Below are 19,921 nucleotides of genomic sequence, written 5' to 3'. Positions count from 1 at the left end.
GAGATCACTCCTGGAGTGCGCGTTCCCGCAGCGTGGTGAGCGCCTTCGTGAGGATGCGGGAGACCTGCATCTGCGAGACGCCCAGCTGTTCGGCGATCTGGACTTGCGTCCGATTCTCGAAGAAGCGCAGCCGCAGTACCCGGCGGTCACGTTCCGGCAGGTCCAGCAGCAGCGGGCCGATCGCCAGGGCATCGTCGGTGAGCCGATACCCGGTTTCGCTGTCCGCGTCGACCAGCGCCGGCGGGGTCGGGAGGCGGGGGCTGTCGTCGCTGTCGGAACCGTCGATGCTGTCGGTGCTGTAGGCGTTCGACGCCAGCAGGGCGTGGGTGATCTCCACCCGGTCGACCTCGAGTTCGGTGGCCAGTTCCGAGGCGGTCGGCATCCGGTGCAGCCGATGCGACAGCCGTTCCACGGCGGGGCCGATCGCGGCCTGCAACAGTTTCGTGCTGCGCGGCACGCGCAGCGCCCAGGTGCGGTCGCGGAAGTGGCGGCGGACCTCGCCCATCATGGTGGGCACGGCGAAGGCCATGAACGAGGAGCCCTTGCCGAGTTCGTACCGATCGATGGCGAGCACCAGCCCCACGGATGCCACCTGGTACAGGTCGTCGTACAGCTCACCGCGACCGGCATAGCGCCGGGCGATGTGCTCGGCCAAGGGCAGGCAGCGGTGCACGATGTGCTCGCGCACGCGCGCATATTCCGCATCATCGGCCGGGATGGCCGCCAATTTCTCCAGCCACGGATCGATGTCGTCGTACGGATCGTGGCCGCGGCGAGACCGGTCGGCGGTGACCGGTGGTACGGAGTGATCGAGCATGGTGTGCCTCCGGCGACCCCATTTTCGATGAGAGGTCCGGCGCTCTGAGTTGAACGTGACCTGTCTCGGATGGCCGCGATCTCCAGTCTCGCCGTCGTCCCGGCGGTCTGTCTGTGCGGAAAACGAAGGATCGGCGGGCCAGAAAGCGAATTCCGGCCCGGATCATCCGTTCGTCGTCGGGTCCGGACGGCCGCTGAGCGTGGTGGCGGGGGATCGTCCGTAATGCCGCCGGTAGAGCGCCGCGAACCGGCCGGCGTGGCCGAAGCCCCAGCCGGTCGCGATCGCGGCGACGGTCGCGTCCCCGCCGGCGATGAGCTGCTCGTGGGCGCCGTGCAGCCGGAGTCTGGTCAGATGCGCCATCGGGGTGGTGCCGAGGTGACGGCGGAACGCCAATTGCAGCGCACGCACGGAGATGTACGCGGCCGCGGCGATATCGGACACCGCGATGTCGTCGTGCACCCGGGTCTCCATATAGGACAGCGCCCGGCGCAACGCCGCCGGATGCGCGTCCGTGCGGCCGGAGTCCGCCGACTCGTCGCCGGCGGTGTTCGGGAAGGTCTCCAGCACGGCGGCGGCCAAGTACTGGGTGCCGGTGGCCGCCACCAGCGGCGGCACCTCTCCGTGGTATTCGGCGGCCAGTTGCCGGAGGTGGGTGAGGATCGTGTTCAGCCGCCGACCGGCCGCGACGGATACCGGGCGGTGACCGGTCAGTTCGACCGTCGTCGCGGGGTCGGCGTCCACCACCCGCCCGAGGTGGGCGGGATCGAACATGGTGATGGTGTAGCGCGCGGAATGGATCACCCCGGAGTACGGCAGCTGCGGTGGGGTGAGAATGCCGATGTCACCGGGTTCGAACCGGTCTGCTCCCGCGTCGAGATGGTGTTCCTCCACCGAGCCCGATTCCACCGCGCACAGGCAGATCCTGCCCAGCGGTTCGGCGTCGTAGCTCATCTCGAAGCCGAGCTCGAGACGGTCCAGGCTCACCTCGCCGAGCAGTTCCCGGGAGACCGTGCTGCGGACCGGCGCGTCGGTGGCGTTGCCGATCTTCATGGTGGTGTAGTTCCGGTTCAGGAACTGCTCGGTAGCGGCCAGGCTGGTGCTGTCGAAATCGATACTCATCTCGGTAGTGCTCCTCGCTGTCCGGACCCCGAGCCGGACGGACGCCGTGCACGCTTGCTGGGTGGATCCCGATCACCTGTCTACCTGTGCCGGATACCCACTTGCGCGCGCCGGATGCACCGCGGGCCCGCCACCGCGCGCTCGGTCGCCGGGATTGCCGGCGGCACATTCGGCCGGCTCGGCATCCGCCGAGGCTCGGGCCCGCAGATCCTGGAGGATGCGCAGCAGCATGCGGCAGACTGTCATCTGGGACACACCCAGGTGGTCGCCGATCTGCTGTTGCGACAGGCGGGCGGAGAAGCGCAGGGCCAGCAGGGTCAGGTCCTCCTGCGACAGCGACCGCAGGTGCGGGGCGACGGCGAGGGCGTCCTCGACCACCTCGTAGAGCGGTTCGGTGACGGCCAGCATGCCGCTGCGGGGCAGCGGCGGGTCGTCGTCGACGTCGATCAGCATGTCCAGCGATTCGGTGTGGTAACAGTGCGAGCCCAGCATGGCCTCCTCGATGGCGCCGACCGGGACGTCCAGATCGGCGGCGAGGTCCGCGCGGGTCGGCATGCGATGCAACTGCTGGGCCAGGTGCGGGGTGGCGGCGTTGATCCGCTGGTGCAGTTCCTTCAACCGCCGCGGCACATGCACGGTCCAGCCGCAATCCCGGAAGAAGCGGCGCAGCTCGCCGGTGATGGTCGGGATCGCGAACGCCAGGAACGGGCTCTCGTGGCCCGGGTCGTAGCGGTCGACGGCCAGCACGGTACCCAGCCGCGCCACCTGGCGCAGATCGTCGAAGGTCTGGCCGCGGCCGAGGTAGCGGGAGGCGAGATGGTCGGCCAGTGGCAGGCAGCAGTCGATGATCCACTCCCGCAGCCTGGCCCGGGACGGGTCCTCGGGGTCGAGGCCGTGCAGGACCGCCAACTCCGGTTCCAGGTGGTCGTACGGATCGCCGTCACGATCACGGGGAGAACGCGCGGCGAGAACGTCCGGCGCGTCCGCACACACGATGCTCATGCCGGTCCCTTCGTCGGAGCACCCGATAACACGTCGATCCCGGCGCGGAATGCGGTTTCACACGGTGTGCACGAGCGGCAGATCCGATGCTCTGCCCGGCGCGGGACCCCAGCCGGCCGTGCTCTCGACCGACCACCCGAGCATCCCACCGGGACCGGGCGCGGGGTCCCCTCGTGATCCTTTCGATCCGATCCGGCAACGTCGCCGATAACGAGGAGATCGAGCCGTTGATTCGATTTTCGACGCCCGGGTAGGCCGATAGCGGATATGTCCGCCCGTCCGGAAGGGAATGTCATGCCCCAGGAATGGTCCGCCAAGGACGAACGGCAATACGAGCACATCGAGGAATCCGAGCGCCGGCGGGGCGCCGGCACCCGCCGGGCGAAGGAGATCGCGGCCCGCACGGTGAACAAGAATCGCGCGCAGAGCGGTCGCACACGTACCGCGAGCCGCAGCACCCTGGCGGATATGTCACCGCAGCGCCGCGGCGGCCTGCGATCGGGCACCGACCGGCCCGCGGGGCCGACCCGTGATCAGCTCTACAACGAGGCCCGGCAGCGCAATATCAAGGGCCGCTCCACGATGACCAAACAGCAATTGTCGAAGGCGCTGGGAAAATAACGCTCGGACGGCCGTTTCCAGGACAGTCGCCGGAATCGGGACACCGCGCCGCGCCGGTGTTCAGAGCCGGAATTCCGTGGCGCTGACCGCCAGCGACATACCGTGACCCACGATGTCGTCGGCCGCGGCGCCCAATTTTCCGGAGTGCGGCAGCAATCCGTCGACGACCTCCGGAACCCCTTCGACCAGTAGCGGTTCCAGTCGCGCGTGGTCGACGTACCATTCGGCGTGGCGGAGGTTGGGCACCGCTGCGGCGATCGGCGCGTGCAGCGCGGGCGCGCCGTGCGCGGACACGTCGAGCCCGTGCGCGGCCGCCAGTGCCGCGCCTTCGAGAAAGCCGCTGTAGCCGCCGCATCGGGTCACGTTCAACTGGAGGCAGTCCACCGCCCCGAGCAAGGCGGCCGCGCCGAACGGCTCGCAGATGTATTCGCCTGCCGTGACATCACATTCGACGCTGTCGCGCACCGCCGCCAGACCGGCCCGGTCGGCGCTGGGCACCGGCTCCTCGAACCAGGTGACACCCAACTCGTCGAGGGCGGCGCCCCACCGCCGCGCGGCGCCGACGGAGTAGGCGCCGTCGGCGTCGACCATGAGTTCGGCACGGCCCGTGACGAGTTCGGTGGCCAGGATGAGCCGGTCCAGGTCCCGGGCGATGTCGCGGCCGATCTTGATCTTCACCGCCGTGCACCCGGCGGACAGCCAGCCGAGGATCTGGTCGGCCAGCTCGTCGTCCGGGAGGTTGGTGAAACCACCGGAGCCGTAGACCGGCGTCGCCAGGCGGACCGTCCCCAGCAGCCGGGTCAGCGGCGAATCCAGCAGTCGCGCTTTGAGATCCCACAGTGCGATGTCGATCGCGCTGAGGGCGTGCGCGACCACACCGGTGGTCCCGATGTCGCGGCAGGCCCGGCGCAACTCCGACCGGCACTGCGCGATGTCCCAGGGGCTGCGGCCGGCCAGAATCGGCAGCAGTTCGTGTTCGATGATCGCGGCGGCCGCCGGGGTGCTGTAGGTCCAGCCGAGTCCCGTCACGCCGCCGGCGCTCAGCGACACGGTCACCGCGACGGTGGACGTCCAGGCGAAAGTGCCGTCGGTTTCCGGCCCCGGCGTCGGAAATCGGTACACCCCTACGGAACCCGGCGCCTCGAGCAGGAGCGGGGGCGCGGTCATATCGCGCCCCGCGGTGTCCCGGCAGGCGCGGGTGGTGCGGCGGGGGAATGTGGCATGGCCTGCCCTTCGTACGACGTCGACCCGGACAATGCTCGGCGGCTACCCCGTCCGGACCGGCTCACACAGCCCGATTCGGATCCGGATCGTCGTCGGCGCCCAGCGGCAGCGCGCGGCGACCGGCGGCGTGCTCGCGCCGGCCACATCCTGTGCGGTGCGTGCCACCTCGTGCGGGCGGCGCCGAATCATCCGGTCGCCGGTAGCGCCGGTCACAGCTCGGCCGACGGTTGCGTAGCCGGTGCGGCGCGGGGTAGCCGCGGGGGAACAGCCCGTCCAGCCCCGATCACAGCCATCACGCTGCGGTACCGAAAGGAAGACATCATGCTCCGGCGTATCGCCCGGCCGCTGCTGGCCACCACCTTCGTCGCCGACGGCATCGCCGCCCTGACGGATCCCTCGTCGCGAATCGAGGCCGCCGGCCGCCTGGCACGGCGCGGCGAGCGGGTGCTGCCGCGCGGGCTCGGGGCCTACCTGCGGGACAACCCCTCCCGGATCGTGGAGATCAACGCGGCGATCCGGGTCGGCGGCGGAGCGCTGCTCGCGATGGGGAAACTGCCGCGATTGTCGGCGATGGCGCTCGCCGCCACCGCCGTCCCGACCACCGTGACCGAACACGATTTCTGGAACGAGAAGGACCCCGACCGCAGGACCCTGAAACGGGCCGGATTCCTCCAGGACGCGAGCATGCTCGGCGCGCTGCTGATCGCGGCCACCGACCGCGAGGGCCGGCCGTCGCTGGCCTGGCGCGGCCGCCGGGCGCTGGCCCGGTTCCGCACCGAAACCGCGCCGCGGCGAGCGCATTTCGCCGAAACCGCGGACACCGTCCGGGAGCGCGGCGCGGAAGTCGGTGAGGCACTGCGTGATCGGGGCGAACACTTCGCCGAGGCGACCCGGGAACTCGGCGCCCGGGCGGAATCCGCCGCGGCCCAGCGCGGCGGCCGGCTGCTCGACACCGCCCGCCACCACGGCGGCGACCTCTACGACACCACCCGCGACCGCACCGGAGAGCTGCTCGACACCGCCCGCGACCGGCGCGAAGAGCTGCTCGACACCGCCAGGGACCGGGGCGAGGATCTGCTCGGCACCGCGCGGGATCGCAGTGGGGATCTGCTCGGCACCGCGCGGGATCGCGGTGGGGATCTGCTCGGCACCGCGCGAGATCGCGGTGAGGAGTTGCTCGATACCGCTCGGGGGTCGGAGCTGTACGGACTGGCCCGGGAGCGCGGGGAACAGTTGACCGAGGCGGCGCGCCGACGGTCGCGGTCGCACTGAGGAAGGACACGGTCATGCCCGGACAGCTCCAGGACGCCCGCGTACTCATCGTCACCTCCAACACCGGCGTGGAGCACGACGAACTGGTGGTACCGCGTGACCGGCTGCGGCAGCGCGGCGCGCGGGTGATCCACGCGGCCGAGCACGACGCCCCCGTGCGGACCTACCACCACGATCTGGAGCCCGACGAGGAGATCCGGCCCGACACCACCCTCGATGCGGTGGACCCCAGCGAGGTCGATCTGCTGATCGTGCCCGGTGGCACCGTCAACGCCGATCGGCTGCGGGCCAACGACTACGCCCGTCGCCTGGTCCGCGCCGCGGCGGGCGCCTGGAAGCCGATCGCGGCCGTCTGTCACGGTCCGTGGTTGCTGGTCGATGCCGGGGTGTTGCCGGGTAAGCGGCTGACCTCCTATCCGACGCTGAGCACCGATATCCGCAACGCTCGCGGTGAGTGGGTGGATCGGCCGGTCGTGCGCGACGACAGCGACGGCTGGACCCTGATCACCTCACGGCGACCGGCGGATCTGCCCGATTTCGTCGATGCCATCACCCGGGAGCTGACCGACTGAATCGCCATGGTGCCGGGCAGGCGGCACACCGGTTCCCGATAGCCGAAAACGTGGTATGCCAGAAGTTCGCTGACTAGACTGGCGGCGAAGGGCCGAGCGTCCGCTTCGAAGGTGATATATGGCCGCACACCCTGCTGTCGGGGCGACAACTTACGACGCGAGCCTGCACCATGGGGGATCGGGTGGAGTTTCCGCGTCCGGAGGTCGAGCCGACGCAGTGACCGACCCGGCGGAGCGAGACATCGCCGCCGAGTTGCTGGCGTTCGGCTATGCGGACGCCGAGGTGATCGGGCGCGGCGGATTCGGCACGGTCTACAAGTGTGTGGAGTCGGCGCTGGACCGGCCGGTGGCGGTGAAGGTGCTCAGCGGCGACCTCGATGCCGACGACCGCGCGCGATTCGTCCGCGAGCAGCGCGTGTGCGGCCGGTTCGCCGCACATCCGCACATCGTCCCGATGTTGCGGGTCGATGTCACCGCCGGTGGCCGACCGTTCCTGGTGATGCCGTTCCACGCGCGCGGATCGCTGGAGCGGCGCCTGCGCGAACGGGGTGCGCTGCCCTGGCCGCAGGTGCTCACGCTGGGGATCAAGCTCGCCGGGGCGCTGGCCGCGGCGCACAGCGCGGGCGTGCTGCACCGCGACGTGAATCCGGCGAATATCCTGATCACCGATTACGGCGAACCGCAGCTGGCCGACTTCGGCCTGGCCCGCACGCCCGACGCCTTCCACACCGCCGACGGGACGCCCGCGTACACCGCGCCGGAGGTGCTGCAAGGGCGGCCGGCCTCCACGGCCGCCGATCTGTACGGGCTCGGCGCCACGCTGTTCGCGGTGCTCACCGGGCATGCGGCCTTCGCCCGGCGGGACGGCGAGACGCTGCTCGCCCAGTTCGTGCGGATCGGCTCGGAGCCGGTGCCGGATCTGCGGGCCGCGGGACTGCCGGCGCCGCTGTGCTCGGCGATCGAGGCCGCGATGGAACGTCGGCCGGAGGACCGGCCCGGGTCGGCACGCGAATTCGGCGCCCGGCTGCGCGACATCCAGTTCGCCGCCGGACTGCCGGTCGACGCGCTGATCCCGGCCGTCGGCACGGAGGCCGCGCCCGCACGGCCGCGGCGCACCGGACGACCGGCCCCGGGCACCGGATTACGACCACCGACCTCCTCGCACCGGCTGATCGCCCGCCCCCGGCTGCTGCGGGCGCTGCGCGAGGGCGGTTCGCGGCGGCTGGCGCTCGTCCACGCGCCGGCCGGCTACGGCAAGAGCACGCTCGCCGCACAGTGGGCGGCGGAGCTGACCGCCGACGGCATCCCGGTGGCCTGGCTGAACCTGGTGCCCGACGACAACAACATCGTCTGGTTCCTCACCCACCTGATCGAGGCCGTCCGGCGGGTGCAGCCGAATCTGGCCGGTGAGCTGACGCAGGTGCTCGAGGAGGGCGCCGCCGACACCGCCGACGAGGTCGTCACCGCCTTGATCAACGAGATCCACGCCGGTGACCGCACGGTCGCGATCGTCCTCGACGACTGGCATCGCATCCACAGCGCCGAGGTGCGCGAGGCCGTCCGGTTCCTGCTCGACGACGCCTGTCGCCATCTGCGTCTCGTCGTGACCAGCCGGACCACGATCGGACTTCCGCTGGGACATCTGCGAGTTCGCGACGAACTGGTCGAGATCGATGAGACCGCATTGCGATTCGACGAGCCGGAGGCCGGACAGCTGCTGCACGACGTCGGCGGCGTGCCGCTGGACTGCCCGCAGGTCCGGGACCTGTGCCGCACCACCGAGGGCTGGGCCGCCGCACTGCAACTGGCCTGCCTGTCGCTGCCGGGCAAGGACGATCCGGCCGCGCACATCGGCCGCCTGTCCGGACAGCACGAGGCCATCGGCGAATACCTGATGGACGACGTGGTCGGCGAACTCGATCCGGCGCTGCTGGAATTCATGATGCGGACCGCGGTGACCGATACCGTCTGCGGCGATCTCGCCGAGGCCCTGACCGGCGAACCGGGCGGCCAGGACCGGCTGGAGGAGGTCCGGCGGCGCAATCTGTTCCTGCGCGGCCAGGACGAGGAGCTGCACTGGTTCCGCTACCACAGCCTGTTCGCCGGATTCCTGCGGCAGCGGCTGGCCCGGCGGCATCCCGGCCTGCCGCAACGGCTGCACGCGGTGGCCTCGGACTGGTTCGGCGAGCACGACATGCTCACCGAGGCAGTCGATCACGCGCTGGCGGCGGAGCGGCCGGAGCGCGCGCTGCGGCTGGTCCTCGACAGTGCCGACACCCTGCTCGCCCAGTCGCGGATGTCCACGTTCCTGGCGCTGGTGGCCAAGCTGCCGCCCCGGCAGGCCGCGGCCGATCCGCAGCTGCAACTGGCCGTGGCCTGGGCGCATCTGCCGCTGTTCCACCGCGACGCGGTCTGGTCCGCGCGCTATCGGGTGGAGACGATCCTGGCCACCCGGCCCCAGGACACCGCCGGCACCGATATCGCGGTCGAGGCCGAGGTGGTCCGGGCGGTGCAGGCGTTGCAGAGCGACCGGTTCGACGATCTGTCGACGGTGGCGAAATGGCGGCTGAGCGGACCGGTCCGGCCGTTCCTGGCCGATGTCGGGGCCGCCGCCGCGGCCGCGCTGGCCTTCTACCGCTTCGATTTCGACGAGGTCCGGCGCTGGCACCAGCGGTCGTCCCGGCGCAGTGTCCGCAGCGGCCCGTTCAACGCGGTGCTCAGCGATGTGCCCGCCGCCATGGCGGCCTTCGAACAGCTCGAGGTCGAGCGGGCCGAGACGGTCCTGCGGGGCGCGCTGGCGGTCGCGCTCGAGTCCGGGCTGCGGCCGCATGCGGCCCGATTCATCACCGCCGCTCAGCTCGCCGAATTACTCTATCTCACCGGGCAGTTCGCCGAGGCCGGGGAGCTGGTGCCGGTCGGCGAGGAACTGGACACGGCCATCGTGGAGGTGCTGCTCACCGCCCACGGCACCGCCGCGCGACTGGCCGGGGTGCGCGGCGACACGGCCGCGGCGATATCCAGCCTCGACCGGGGATATCAAGTCGCGCAACAGCTTTCACTGCCCCGCCTGACGGCGCGGATGCGCAACGAGCGGATCCGGCTCGGCCTGCCGATCGGCTGCGACGAGCGCCGCTACCTGGAACGGCTGGCCCCCTACGCCCGGCAGGGCGACCATATCCGCGCGGCCACCGCGGAATACGACCAGGATTCGATCATCCGGCTGCTGCTGGCGCAACGATCGCCGAGCGCGATCCGGCGGGCGATCGAACGGTCGGAGCGGATGTTCGAGCAGATCCGCCGGCAGCGGCGCCCGCGCGCGCTGTTGCAGGCGCAGCTGTTGCACGCCAGTTGCCTGGCCGCGGGCGGTCGCACCCCGGAGGCCGTGGAGCTGTCGGCGCCGGCCCTGTCCCGGTGCGCGCGGCTCGGCCTGGTCCGCTTCGCGGCCGACAGCGGCTGTCCGAGTCTGGTCGCCGTGGCCGAAACCCTGTACGGCGCAACGGAAGCCCCCGGAACACCGCCGCGGCGGTTCCTGCAACGGCTGCTCGAACAGTATCGGCCGATCCCGGACTGATCCGCCGCGGTTTCAGGAACCCAAGTGCGGCAGCCGATTCGGGCCAACCGCAGCGCTGATCTCGGTCATCGCGGCGCCCGCGTCCTGGGCGAGGCGGGGGACGCCACCCTCGACGCACACCGACAGCGCGGGACCCGCTATCGCACAGGCGGTCTCGTGATCACCGGCGGTCCACAGGCAGCAGGCGTAGAGCAGGCTCGCGTCGACCAGTCCGCGCGGGCGGTTCTGGGCGCCGATCTCCCGGTACATCACCTCCGCGCGGGCACAGGCGGCCGCCACGGCGGACGAGGTGCCGTCGGCGAGCAGCATCCGGATCGCGGACTCCTGGGCGAGTTCGGCGAGTGCGGCCCGAATCCTGGTGTGCTGCTTACGATACAGCGGCAGATTCAGCAACCGGTCCCGGACCTCGGCCGGGATCGGCAGGCCGATGCGGAGCCGCTCGTTGGTCAGGCGCGCGGACAGCCGCGGCAGCGACCGCTCCTGCGCCATCCGTTCCCCGGCGGTCAGCAGTTCCTCCGCACGGTCCAGTTCGCCGCGGATCGCCGCGAGCCGGGCACCGGTACCGTATGCGGCGAGGGCGACCTCGGCGCCGCGTGGCTCGCACGGCCCGCGGACCACCGCGGCCAGCAACTCCTCGGCCTCGTCCAGGCGGTTCTGCCGGTAGCGCAGATCGCCGAGATACGCACCGGCCAGTTCGGTCGCCCGGTCCACCAGTTCCGATCCCGGCGATATCGAGGCGAAGGCGGTGGTGAAATGCCGTTCGGCGACGTGCGGATGCACCTGCTCCACCTCGGCCAGGCCCGCGATGCAGTGGCTGTGCATCACCGACAGCGAGGGCAGGGTGCGGCCGTAGCGCAGCGACATCGCGTGCCAGTGCCGCACGCCCGCGAAGTCGAACCGGTTCAGGGCGTCGACGGCGGCGAGGTCGCACGCGGTCAGCGCCACCACCAGGTTGTCCAGGGAATCGAGGTGTTCGGGGACAATGTCCGGCAGGTTCTCCAGCCGGTCGGCGACGTACTCCTCCATGCCGACGACCAGGGCGGCCTCCACCCGGTACGCGGTCGCCTGCGGTTCGGGGACGTGCGATGCCTCGATCGCGGCGTCGATCTTGCGCACCGCGCCGTGCACCCGCAGGCCGCGTTCCAGTCCGACGTTCGCCCAGGCGGCGGCCAGTTGCAGTCGCGGGCGCAGATCGGTCAGGGAGGCGGGAAGTTTCGCCATCAGCCCCAGGATGGTGGCCATCCGGGAATTCAGCAGCAGCGGCATCACGTGCTGTTCGACGAGATCCACCGCGCGTTCCGGATCACCGGCGGCGAGCGCGTGATCGACCGCCTCGACCAGCTTGCCGTGTTCGGCGAACCAGTCACCGGCACGGGCATGCAGCACCTGCACGCGATCGGGATCCCAGTAGCCGAGCCGGCGTTGCAGGTGATCGGCGAACAGGCGGTGGTAGCGGAACCACTCGCCGTCGTCGGTCTCCTCCCGGTGCAGGAACAGGTTCCGGTCGGCGACCTGGTCGAGCAGTTCCGCGCTGTCGGCGCGGCCGGACAGCGCGGTGGCCAGGCCGGCGCAGATGCGGCTGGTGATCGAGGTCGTCATCAGGAAGTCCAGCAGCGGCGGTTCGAGCGAGTCGAGGACGTTCTCGGTGAGGTATTCACCGATGGCGTGGTGGCGGCCGCTGAGATTGTCGATGAACCCGCTCGGATCCTCCCGCCCGGACAGCGACAGCTGGGCCAGGCGTAGCCCGGCCGCCCAGCCCTCGGTCGATTCGCGGATGCGGGCCACCTCGTCGGCGGTCAGCTCCAGGCCGCTGGCCCCGACCAGGAAGGCGTCGGTCTCGGCGGCGTCGAAGCGCAGCTGGGCGGTGTCGATCTCGACCAGTTCCCCCGCGACCCTGAGTTTGCTCATAGGTAGCCCCGCGCGGCTGCGGCCGACCACGACGAGTTGCAGATGGTGACAGCCGTGTTCCAGCAGATAGTCGACCGCGACGCGGGTCCGGCGGCCGTGCACCCGATGCCAGTCGTCGATGACCAGCGCGATCCGCTGCCCGCCGCGATGGATCTCGTCGATCAGCGCCGCCAGCACCGACCGGGTGGCATTGGAGGACCGCTCCTCCAGCAGGGCGCCGAGTTCGCGGGCCAGCTCCGGGCGCACCCGGCGCAGGGCCTCGATCAGGTGGGAGAGGAACCAGACCAGGTCGTCGTCGTCCTCGTCGGCGGTCAGCCAGGCCACCGGCACCCCCGCCGACCGCAGTTCGTGCGCCCACTGGATCGCCAGCGTGGTCTTGCCGAACCCCGCCGGACCGTGGATGACGACCAGCCGCCGCCGCCCGGCCGCGCGCAGGATGTCCAGCAGGCGGGTGCGGTCGATGAGCGACCGCGACGCGACCGGCGGGCGCAAATCGGTGAGCGCGACCGGCGGCGATGCCCCAGCCGGAGGCACCGGCACCGGCGCCGGCTTAGCGCCGTCCACACCGTGCGACCCACCGCCACCCTCGTGCTGTCCGGGGCCACCACCGTGCGACCCGACGCCCTCGCGGCGCGGACCGCCACCTCTGCCGGGCAGACCGGTATCACCGCCGCGGGGCCCGGCGCCGTCGCGGCGGGGACCGCCACCTCTGCCGGGCAGACCGGTATCACCGCCGCGGGGCCCGACGCCCTCGCGGCGCGGACCGCCACCTCTGCCGGGCAGACCGGTATCACCGCCGCGGGGCCCGACGCCGTCGCGGCGGGGTGGCGCGGCCATCCCGTCGACGGGCCGGCCGGTGGCCCGTTGCACGTCGCGCAACATTTCACCGAATGCGACGGCCGTGGCCGGTCGGTCGGCGGGATCGGGCGCCAGCGCGGCCGCGAGTACGTCGCCCACCGCGCCGGGGACGACGTGGGCGTGCAGGTCGGGGCCGAACCCACCGGCCGCACCGCCGGGGCGGTCCGCGGGAGAATGGCCGGTGACCAGGTAGTACAGCGTGGCGCCGAGGCCGTAGACGTCCGCGACGGCGGTCGGTGCGGCACCGTCGAGGACTTCCGGCGCGGTGAACGCGGGGGTGCCACGGACCGGCACGGTCGTCACCGTGTCGTCGCGCGAGCGGGCGATGCCGAAGTCCGACAGCTGGGGTTCGCCGTAGTCGGTGAGCAGGATGTTGGCCGGCTTGACGTCACCGTGCACGATGCCGAGCGCGTGCGCCGCGGCCAGCGCCCCGGCCATCCGCACCCCGATCGATACCGCGTCGGGCCAGCGCAACGGACCGTTCGCGCGCAGTACGCGATCCAGTGAACCTTGCGCGTGGTACGGCATCACGAGGTAGGGACGGCCGCCGGCCGTGAGATCGGCCCGCAGCACCGCGACGATGTGCGGATGGCCGGACAACCGGCCCAGCGCGCGTTGTTCGCGGACGAATCGTGCCCGTTCGTCGCCGTACACCTCCGACAGCAGTAGTTTGACCGCGACCAGCCGGTCCGACCGGGACTCGCGGCAGCGGTAGACGATGCCGAAGCCGCCGCGCCCGATCTCCTCCGGGCCGTCGAAACCCCCGGCCACCAGTTCCGAACGGACCCTGGTGGACCTGTCCCGCGCAGTGGCGGCGCTGTCGATTTCGGTCATCGAATGCTCATGGATTTCTGGATCGGGTCATCGGTGACCCGGACCTGAGGTACCACGATACCCCGATCGTTGCTGACCGGTAGCCGAAATTCCCGAAGGCCGGATAGGGTGGTCCGGACCACGTCGAACGGGTGCGGCAGGAGGTGGTTCGGATGCGGTGCGTCGTCTTCGGCGCGACCGGCTACATCGGCGGGCGGCTGGTGCCGGAACTGCTGGCGGCCGGGCACACCGTCCGGGTGGTCGCCCGCACGCCCGGCAAACTCGCCGACGCGCCCTGGCACGACCTGGTCGAGATCGTGCGCGGCGATGTGACCTCCGGCGCGGACCTGCGGGCGGCGCTGGCGGGACAGGAGATCGCCTACTACCTGGTGCATTCGCTGACCCGCTCGGATTTCGTCACCGTCGACCGGCAGGCGGCGCAGTCGCTGGCCGACGCCGCGGCGATGGCCGGGGTGCGGCGCATCGTGTACCTCGGCGGCATCGTGCCGGAAGGGCAGCGGATGTCCCGGCATCTGGCTTCCCGGGCCGAGGTCGGGCGGATACTGGCGTCCGGGCCGGTGCCCGCGGTGGTGTTCCAGGCCGCGGTGATCATCGGGTCCGGTTCGGCCAGTTTCGAGATCCTGCGCTATCTCACCGAACGGCTGCCGGTCATGGTCACCCCGCGCTGGGTGCGCAATGCCATCCAGCCCATCGCGGTGCGCGACGTGCTGTACTACCTGACCCGGGCCGCGGCGGTGCCCGGCGATTTCGCGGGAGCCTTCGACATCGGCGGACCGGACGTGCTGACCTACGCCGGGATGATGCGCGAGTACGCGGAGGTGGCGGGCCTGCCCCGGCGCGGCATCCTGCCGGTGCCGGTGCTGACCCCGTGGCTGTCGGCGCAGTGGGTGAATCTGGTGACCCCGGTGCCGCGTTCGATCGCCGTCCCGCTGATCGAATCCCTGATCAACGATGCCGTCTGCCGGGAACACGGTATCGCGCACCATATTCCGGACCCGCCGGGCGGGCTCACCGGCTACCGTCGCGCGGTCGAGCTGGCGCTGCGGCGGATTCGCGATCTGGACGTGCCGACCCGCTGGTCCGACGCGACTGTGCCCGGCGCGCCGTCGGATTCGCTGCCCACCGACCCGGACTGGTCCGGCGGTTCGCTGTACAGCGACGTGCGCAGCCGGCGCACCGGCGCCGATCCGGCCACCGTGTGGTCGGTGCTGGAGGCCATCGGCGGGGAGCACGGGTGGTATTCGTTCCCGCTGGCCTGGTCGCTGCGGGGCTGGATCGACCGGTTCCTCGGCGGCGCCGGACTGCGTCGCGGCCGCCGGGATCCGCACCGGCTGCACGAGGGCGAGGCGCTGGACTGGTGGCGGGTCGAACGGCTGGACCGCCCCCGGCTGCTGCGGTTGCGCGCGGAGATGCGGGTGCCCGGCCGGGCCTGGCTGGAGCTGTCGGTGGAACCCGACGGGTCCGGCGCGACCTACCATCAGCGTGCGCTGTTCGAGCCGCACGGCCTGGCCGGGCATCTGTACTGGAAGGCGATCGCGCCGTTCCACGCGATCGTCTTCGGCGGGATGGCCCGCAACATCACCGGCGCCGCCGAGCAGGCGCGGCCACCGGCCCGGCAGCGCCGGTTCAGTCGAAGGTGATGACGACCTTGTCGGTCGCGCCCGGGGTGGCCGCGAGCCGCAATCCACGCTCGACCTCGGCGAACGGGACCACATCGCTGACGATGTGCTGATACTTGTCCCAGTCCGCGATGATCGAGTCGGTGACCTCGAAGATCTCGGTGGGGTAGCCCATCGACATCCGGATGTCGACCTCGGTGGTCAGGATCTCCTGGAAGTCGATCGGCACCGGCTTCTTGTGCACGGCGATGACGGTGAGCACGCCGCGGTGCCGCATCGCCCGCAGCGCCGTCTCGATCACCGCGGGCACACCGGCGGCGTCGATGTAGACGTCGGTGGCGGGCCGGTTCGCGCGGCCCATGAACCCCGGCACCTCGCCGTGCAACTGCTTCAGGCGCTCGATCACGTCCTCCTCGGCGGAGTTGATCACCGCGTCGGCGCCGACCTTCACGGCCTTGTCCAGCCGGTTGGGCACCACATCGACGACCACCACATGCTCGGCGCCCTTGGATTTCAGGCCGATGGCGGCGCCGAGGCCGACCGGGCCCGCGCCGAACACCACGGCCTTGGTGCCGACGCCCGCGCCGGACCGGTTGACCCCGTGATAGGCCACGGCCATCGGCTCGTTGAGCGCGACGACGTGCCACGGGATCTCCTTGGGCACCACGCGGAACTGGACGCCGGGCCGGGCGTCGCGCAGTACCAGCACATCCGACAGCCCGCCCTGGGCGCCGCCGTTGCCGATCATGCCGTCGACGGCGGCCATCGGGTTGATCACCACGTGGTCGCCGACCTGCACACCCTCCACCTCGGCCCCGACCCGGATCACCTCACCGGCCGGCTCGTGCCCGAGCCGGGTGTCGCCCTGGCGCGGCGGGATGCCGCCGACGTGGATGTAGAGCATGTCCGAGCCGCAGATGCCGCACGCCTTCATCTGCACGACCAGGTCCGCCGGGCCCACCTCGGGCGGTTCGACCTCCTGGATCTCGGTCCGATCCGGCGCGGTCACGGTCACCGTCTTCATCGACGTCTCCCTACGGTTACTAAATCGATTTAGTAGGTAGGCTAGCATCGGCGAGCGGAGGATTCGAGAGGTAGGGATGGCCAGACGCGTCACACTGCGCGACGTCGCGGCGCACGCCGGGGTGTCACCGGCGACCGTGAGTTTCGTCCTGAACGCGGCGCCGGGCCAGAGCATCCCCGAGCCGACCCGGGACCGGGTGCGCCGCGCCGCCGCCGAACTGGGCTACGTCCCGCATTCGCTGGCTCGCGCGCTGCGCGAGGGCAATTCGCGGCTGGTGGTGGTGGAGGCCGGTGGCCTGCTGTGGGCCCGGCTGCTGGAGAACTTCGTCCGGGGGCTCGGCGAGGAACTCGCGAATCACGGTCACACCCTGCTGGTTTCGTTCACCGGGCCGGGGCAGGCCGACCGGCGGGCCGCCATCGAGTCGCTGAGCCCGCGCGCGGTGATCGACCTGCCCGCCCTGTACGACCGCCCGGACCGGGCGACCGCCGACGGCGGCTGGATCGACGGCATGGCCGCGCACTACGCCACCCAGATCGGCTATCTGCACGGCCGCGGCCACCGCCACCTCGCGGTCGCGGCCGGACCGCCGGCCGATCCGCTCGGGGCGCTCATGACCGAGCACATCCGTTCCGCCGCAACGGCTCTGGGCATGCAGGTGGACGCCGTGCTGCGATTCGATCCGGCCGAGGACCCGCTGCCTCCCCTCACCCTGCCCGCCGAGGTCACCGCGATCGCCGCCCTCAACGACGAACTGGCCCTGGCCGCGCTCGCCGCCGGGTCGCGCGACGTCGCCGTGATCGGCCTGGGTGATTCGGTGGCGGGGGCACTGCGGCGACCGGCGCTGACCACCGTCCGTATCGATACCCACGCCTACGGTCGCCGGGCCGGGCGTGACATCCTCGGATTGCCCATGAGCGCAGCGAAACCCGCAGCCACGGAGGTGGTCGCCCGCGCCACGGCCTGACCGGCGGGCACGAATTCGGCCGTGAATTCGGCGGCGCGACAGCGACATCCGCTTCTCTGTGCCGATGCGTCGAGACATCATCGACAGCCGAGTCCAGGATCGGCCAGCGTGGAAGCCGCTGCACGTGACCACGTTTCGGCCCCGCCGCCGAGACCGATCGCCGGGCCCGATCGCCCCCGGTCCGGACGGTCCGGCACAGTAGGCGATCCGAGCCGCCGGCCCGCATTCGACCGGACGGTGCGGTCTCGTGGCGATCGCCCACGGCCGTGGCCCGACGGGCGAGACGGATGCGGGATGGTGCCGAAAATGTTGGTCCGCAACGGAATTCGTCAGGTGAGGCGGTAGGCGGTGTAGCGGACGCGGGTCGCCTCGCGGACGCAGGAGGCGACGAACAGGGACTGCTGGAACTGCGGGTGGGTGGCCGACTCGAGGGTGACGACCGTGCGGAAGTAGTAGTCCGCGGGGTCGACCGGCTCGCCGCGCAGCAGCGCGGCCAGCACTTCGGGTGCGCCACTACGGATTCCGACGGCGTGCAGGTACAGCAGCCCGCCGTCGTCGGCGCGGGCGGTGTAGCGGCCGTCGATCTCGACCGCCCCGTCGGATCGGACCAGTTGCCAGTCCGCGCCGCCGGGCAGGATCCGGCCGTCGAAGGCGCCGCGGACGGTGCCGCCGACGATCGGGACCACCCGGCGGTGTCCGGCGCGAGTGTGGCCGTGGTCCTCGAGCGGGCCGAGGTCGGCCTCGACGACGAAGGCCGGTTCCAGTGCGGGGACCGGCGGTTCGGCCGTCATCGAGGCCGGACCGGCAGGTCGATGCGGGAGGCGTCGGGGCCGGTGTGCGAGATCTCCTGATGCGCGACCACGGTGGTGGCCGCGTCGAAGGCGGGCTCGCCGGTACCGGGGTTGCGTGCGTAGCGCGGGTGCGCGCCGGAGCTGACCTGGACGCCGACCCGATGGCCTGCGGCGAAACGGTGGAACGCCGGCCACAGCGGCACCTCGACCACCCGGAAGCCGTCGGCGTCGGGTGCGGGATCGGTCGTGGCGATCGAACCGACCCGGCGGATGCCGTCGCAGACGGTCATCGAGCGGCCGTCGGGGTGCACGTCGGTGAGGCGGACGAACACGTCGTAGCTCGGCGAGCTGGACCGGATGCGGAGGTGGGCGGCCGGTTCACCGGCGATGTCCAGGTCCGCCGCGAGCGGTTCGGAACGGAAGACCACGACGTCCGCGCGCTGCTCGTGCGCGGCGTTGTCGACCGGTGCGGTCGCGGGCAGCAGGCTCGGGCCGCCCAGCGCCGGGGTGGGGTGCGCGGGGTCGTAGGTGTAGCGGGTGGCGCCCTCGGGTCCGGGTGTGGTCGCCAGCCCGCCGCCGGTGTGCAGCGACCAGCCCTGTGCGGCCACCCCCGCGGGCGGCCAGACCGCGAGGTCGTGCCACTGTTCCGCGCCGGTCTGGTAGGCGCGCACCGGCGTCGCCCGGCCGGCGTCGGCGCCGGTGAAGGTCTCCTTCAGGAAGGCGACCGTATCGTTGTGCGCCGGAACGGCTTTGCCACGCGACAGGTGCCCCCACGGCCCGACGGTCAGTCGCGGCGGATTACCCGCCTCGACCAGTTGCCGGTAGGTGCGCAACTGCCAGGGCGCGAAGATGTCGTACCACCCGGTCATCATGAGGACGGGCGCGGTCACGTCGGGCACCGAGGCGGTGTGCGACTGCTGCGTCCAGTACTCGTCGGTGAGCCGCTCGTGCCGCAGCCAGTCCTGGTACCAGTGGATCGGGTGCCCGGTGGCGGCGGAGTCGCCGTGGCTCAGCGGCAGCGCGTCGAAGGCCCGCTGGAGTTTGGGGTCCGGCAGCAGGATGCCCACCAGCGCGAGGCCGCCGCGGGCCATCCGGTCCATCATGGCGGTCCAGCCGAGCGCGTTGCGCAGCGAGAAGGCGCCGTTGTCCCAGGTGATCGCGCCGAAGTCGGGCATCGTGATCTGTAGGACCAGCGCTTCCGGGGCGTTGTCCGGGTCGTCGCGCATCATCTTCCCGGCGACCGCCCACTGCGTGTAGCCCATGTAGCTCTCGCCGAAGGTCGCGAGCCGGCCGGTGAACCAGGGCTGTGTGCGCACCCAGCGGTGGGTCGCGATGCCGTCGCGCTGCTCGTCGATCTGCGGGGTGAACACGCCCTGCGAGCCCCAGGTGCCGCGGCAGCTCTGGAAGAAGACCGGGAAACCCTCGTAGGCGAGCACGCGGGCCGCCCCGCCGAGCGCGCCGCGGCGGCCGTACGGCCCGCGGATGACGACGGTCGGCAGCGAGCCGTCCGCGCCGACGGGCCGGTACAGGTCGCCGAGCAGCTCGACGCCGTCGTCCATCGGGACGCGCAGATCCCGTTCGATCGTGACCTCGTGGCGGCCGAGGGCGGTGCCGCGCATACGCGCGTCGAGTGCCCGGGTCAGTCGCTGTCGCAGCGTGGTCATCACGTCTCCTTGCCGGATCTGCACCGCCGCGTCGCGATGCGCACCCCGAATCGTGTCCGCA

The 19,921-nt window shown here is 71.5% G+C and carries 14 protein-coding genes; 6 read left to right on the top strand and 8 right to left on the bottom strand.

Annotation, left to right across the window (positions count from 1 at the left end; translation table 11 throughout):
- Nucleotides 1–4: 4 nt before the first annotated feature.
- The 3 genes from LBW94_RS11505 to LBW94_RS11495 all read right to left on the bottom strand — a co-directional run bounded on the left by LBW94_RS11505 (nt 5) and on the right by LBW94_RS11495 (nt 2,938).
- Entirely contained in the window at nt 5–817 is an 813-nt protein-coding gene (locus tag LBW94_RS11505; protein WP_225053793.1) for a SigB/SigF/SigG family RNA polymerase sigma factor, read from the bottom strand.
- Between the two features lie 162 nt (nt 818–979).
- Complete coding sequence (locus LBW94_RS11500) at nt 980–1,936, bottom strand: AraC family transcriptional regulator (protein ID WP_225053791.1); 957 nt, start codon at nt 1,934–1,936, stop codon at nt 980–982.
- A 72-nt stretch (nt 1,937–2,008) separates the two neighbouring features.
- Nucleotides 2,009–2,938: a sigma-70 family RNA polymerase sigma factor gene (locus LBW94_RS11495; protein ID WP_225053790.1), complete on the bottom strand. Its 930-nt coding sequence runs from the start codon at nt 2,936–2,938 to the stop codon at nt 2,009–2,011.
- A gap of 294 nt (nt 2,939–3,232) precedes the next feature.
- On the opposite strand from LBW94_RS11495, the gene LBW94_RS11490 reads away from it, so the two are divergent.
- Nucleotides 3,233–3,559 (top strand): plasmid stabilization protein, encoded by a 327-nt coding sequence (locus LBW94_RS11490; protein WP_225053789.1) that lies wholly within the window; start codon nt 3,233–3,235, stop codon nt 3,557–3,559.
- A gap of 60 nt (nt 3,560–3,619) precedes the next feature.
- Here LBW94_RS11490 and LBW94_RS11485 read toward each other — a convergent pair whose 3' ends face one another.
- On the bottom strand, nt 3,620–4,726 hold the full coding sequence (locus LBW94_RS11485; RefSeq protein ID WP_225053787.1) for an enolase C-terminal domain-like protein: 1,107 nt from the start codon (nt 4,724–4,726) through the stop codon (nt 3,620–3,622).
- 378 nt (nt 4,727–5,104) lie between these two features.
- Here LBW94_RS11485 and LBW94_RS11480 point away from each other — a divergent pair, with 378 nt between their 5' ends.
- The 3 genes from LBW94_RS11480 (at nt 5,105) to LBW94_RS11470 (ending at nt 10,198) form a co-directional block, all read left to right on the top strand.
- The gene (locus tag LBW94_RS11480) at nt 5,105–6,055 is read left to right on the top strand and encodes a DoxX family membrane protein (protein WP_225053786.1); all 951 of its coding nucleotides are present in this window, start codon (nt 5,105–5,107) and stop codon (nt 6,053–6,055) included.
- 14 nt (nt 6,056–6,069) lie between these two features.
- Entirely contained in the window at nt 6,070–6,627 is a 558-nt protein-coding gene (locus LBW94_RS11475) for a type 1 glutamine amidotransferase domain-containing protein (RefSeq protein ID WP_225053784.1), read from the top strand.
- 217 nt (nt 6,628–6,844) lie between these two features.
- Nucleotides 6,845–10,198, top strand: a complete 3,354-nt coding sequence (locus LBW94_RS11470) for a serine/threonine-protein kinase (protein ID WP_225053783.1) — start codon at nt 6,845–6,847, stop codon at nt 10,196–10,198.
- A gap of 12 nt (nt 10,199–10,210) precedes the next feature.
- Here the strand turns inward: LBW94_RS11470 and LBW94_RS11465 are convergent, their stop codons facing one another.
- The gene (locus LBW94_RS11465) at nt 10,211–13,798 is read right to left on the bottom strand and encodes a serine/threonine-protein kinase (protein ID WP_225053781.1); all 3,588 of its coding nucleotides are present in this window, start codon (nt 13,796–13,798) and stop codon (nt 10,211–10,213) included.
- A 152-nt stretch (nt 13,799–13,950) separates the two neighbouring features.
- Here LBW94_RS11465 and LBW94_RS11460 point away from each other — a divergent pair, with 152 nt between their 5' ends.
- Nucleotides 13,951–15,438 carry an SDR family oxidoreductase gene (locus LBW94_RS11460; RefSeq protein ID WP_225053780.1) on the top strand — a complete coding sequence of 496 codons (1,488 nt, stop codon included), beginning with the start codon at nt 13,951–13,953 and terminating at the stop codon, nt 15,436–15,438.
- On the opposite strand, the gene LBW94_RS11455 is transcribed toward LBW94_RS11460, so the two are convergent.
- Nucleotides 15,425–16,441, bottom strand: coding sequence for a zinc-dependent alcohol dehydrogenase (locus LBW94_RS11455; protein WP_225053778.1), 1,017 nt, complete (start codon nt 16,439–16,441; stop codon nt 15,425–15,427). The genes LBW94_RS11460 and LBW94_RS11455 overlap by 14 nt on opposite strands.
- A 76-nt stretch (nt 16,442–16,517) precedes the next feature.
- Here LBW94_RS11455 and LBW94_RS11450 point away from each other — a divergent pair, with 76 nt between their 5' ends.
- A complete protein-coding gene (locus LBW94_RS11450) occupies nt 16,518–17,405 on the top strand; it encodes a LacI family DNA-binding transcriptional regulator (RefSeq protein ID WP_225053776.1) in 888 nt (295 codons plus the stop codon).
- Nucleotides 17,406–17,734: 329 nt separating this feature from the next.
- Here LBW94_RS11450 and LBW94_RS11445 read toward each other — a convergent pair whose 3' ends face one another.
- Nucleotides 17,735–18,196, bottom strand: coding sequence for a DUF3237 family protein (locus LBW94_RS11445; protein ID WP_225053775.1), 462 nt, complete (start codon nt 18,194–18,196; stop codon nt 17,735–17,737).
- Nucleotides 18,193–19,860, bottom strand: a complete 1,668-nt coding sequence (locus LBW94_RS11440) for a CocE/NonD family hydrolase (RefSeq protein WP_225053773.1) — start codon at nt 19,858–19,860, stop codon at nt 18,193–18,195. The genes LBW94_RS11445 and LBW94_RS11440 overlap by 4 nt, the downstream gene beginning before the upstream one ends.
- Nucleotides 19,861–19,921 lie beyond the last annotated feature (61 nt).

The organism is Nocardia sp. alder85J, from assembly GCF_020176955.2.
Classification (GTDB): Bacteria; Actinomycetota; Actinomycetes; order Mycobacteriales; family Mycobacteriaceae; genus Nocardia.
Note: the sequence above shows the minus strand (reverse complement) of the source record. Positions and strands in the feature narration are given on the sequence as shown.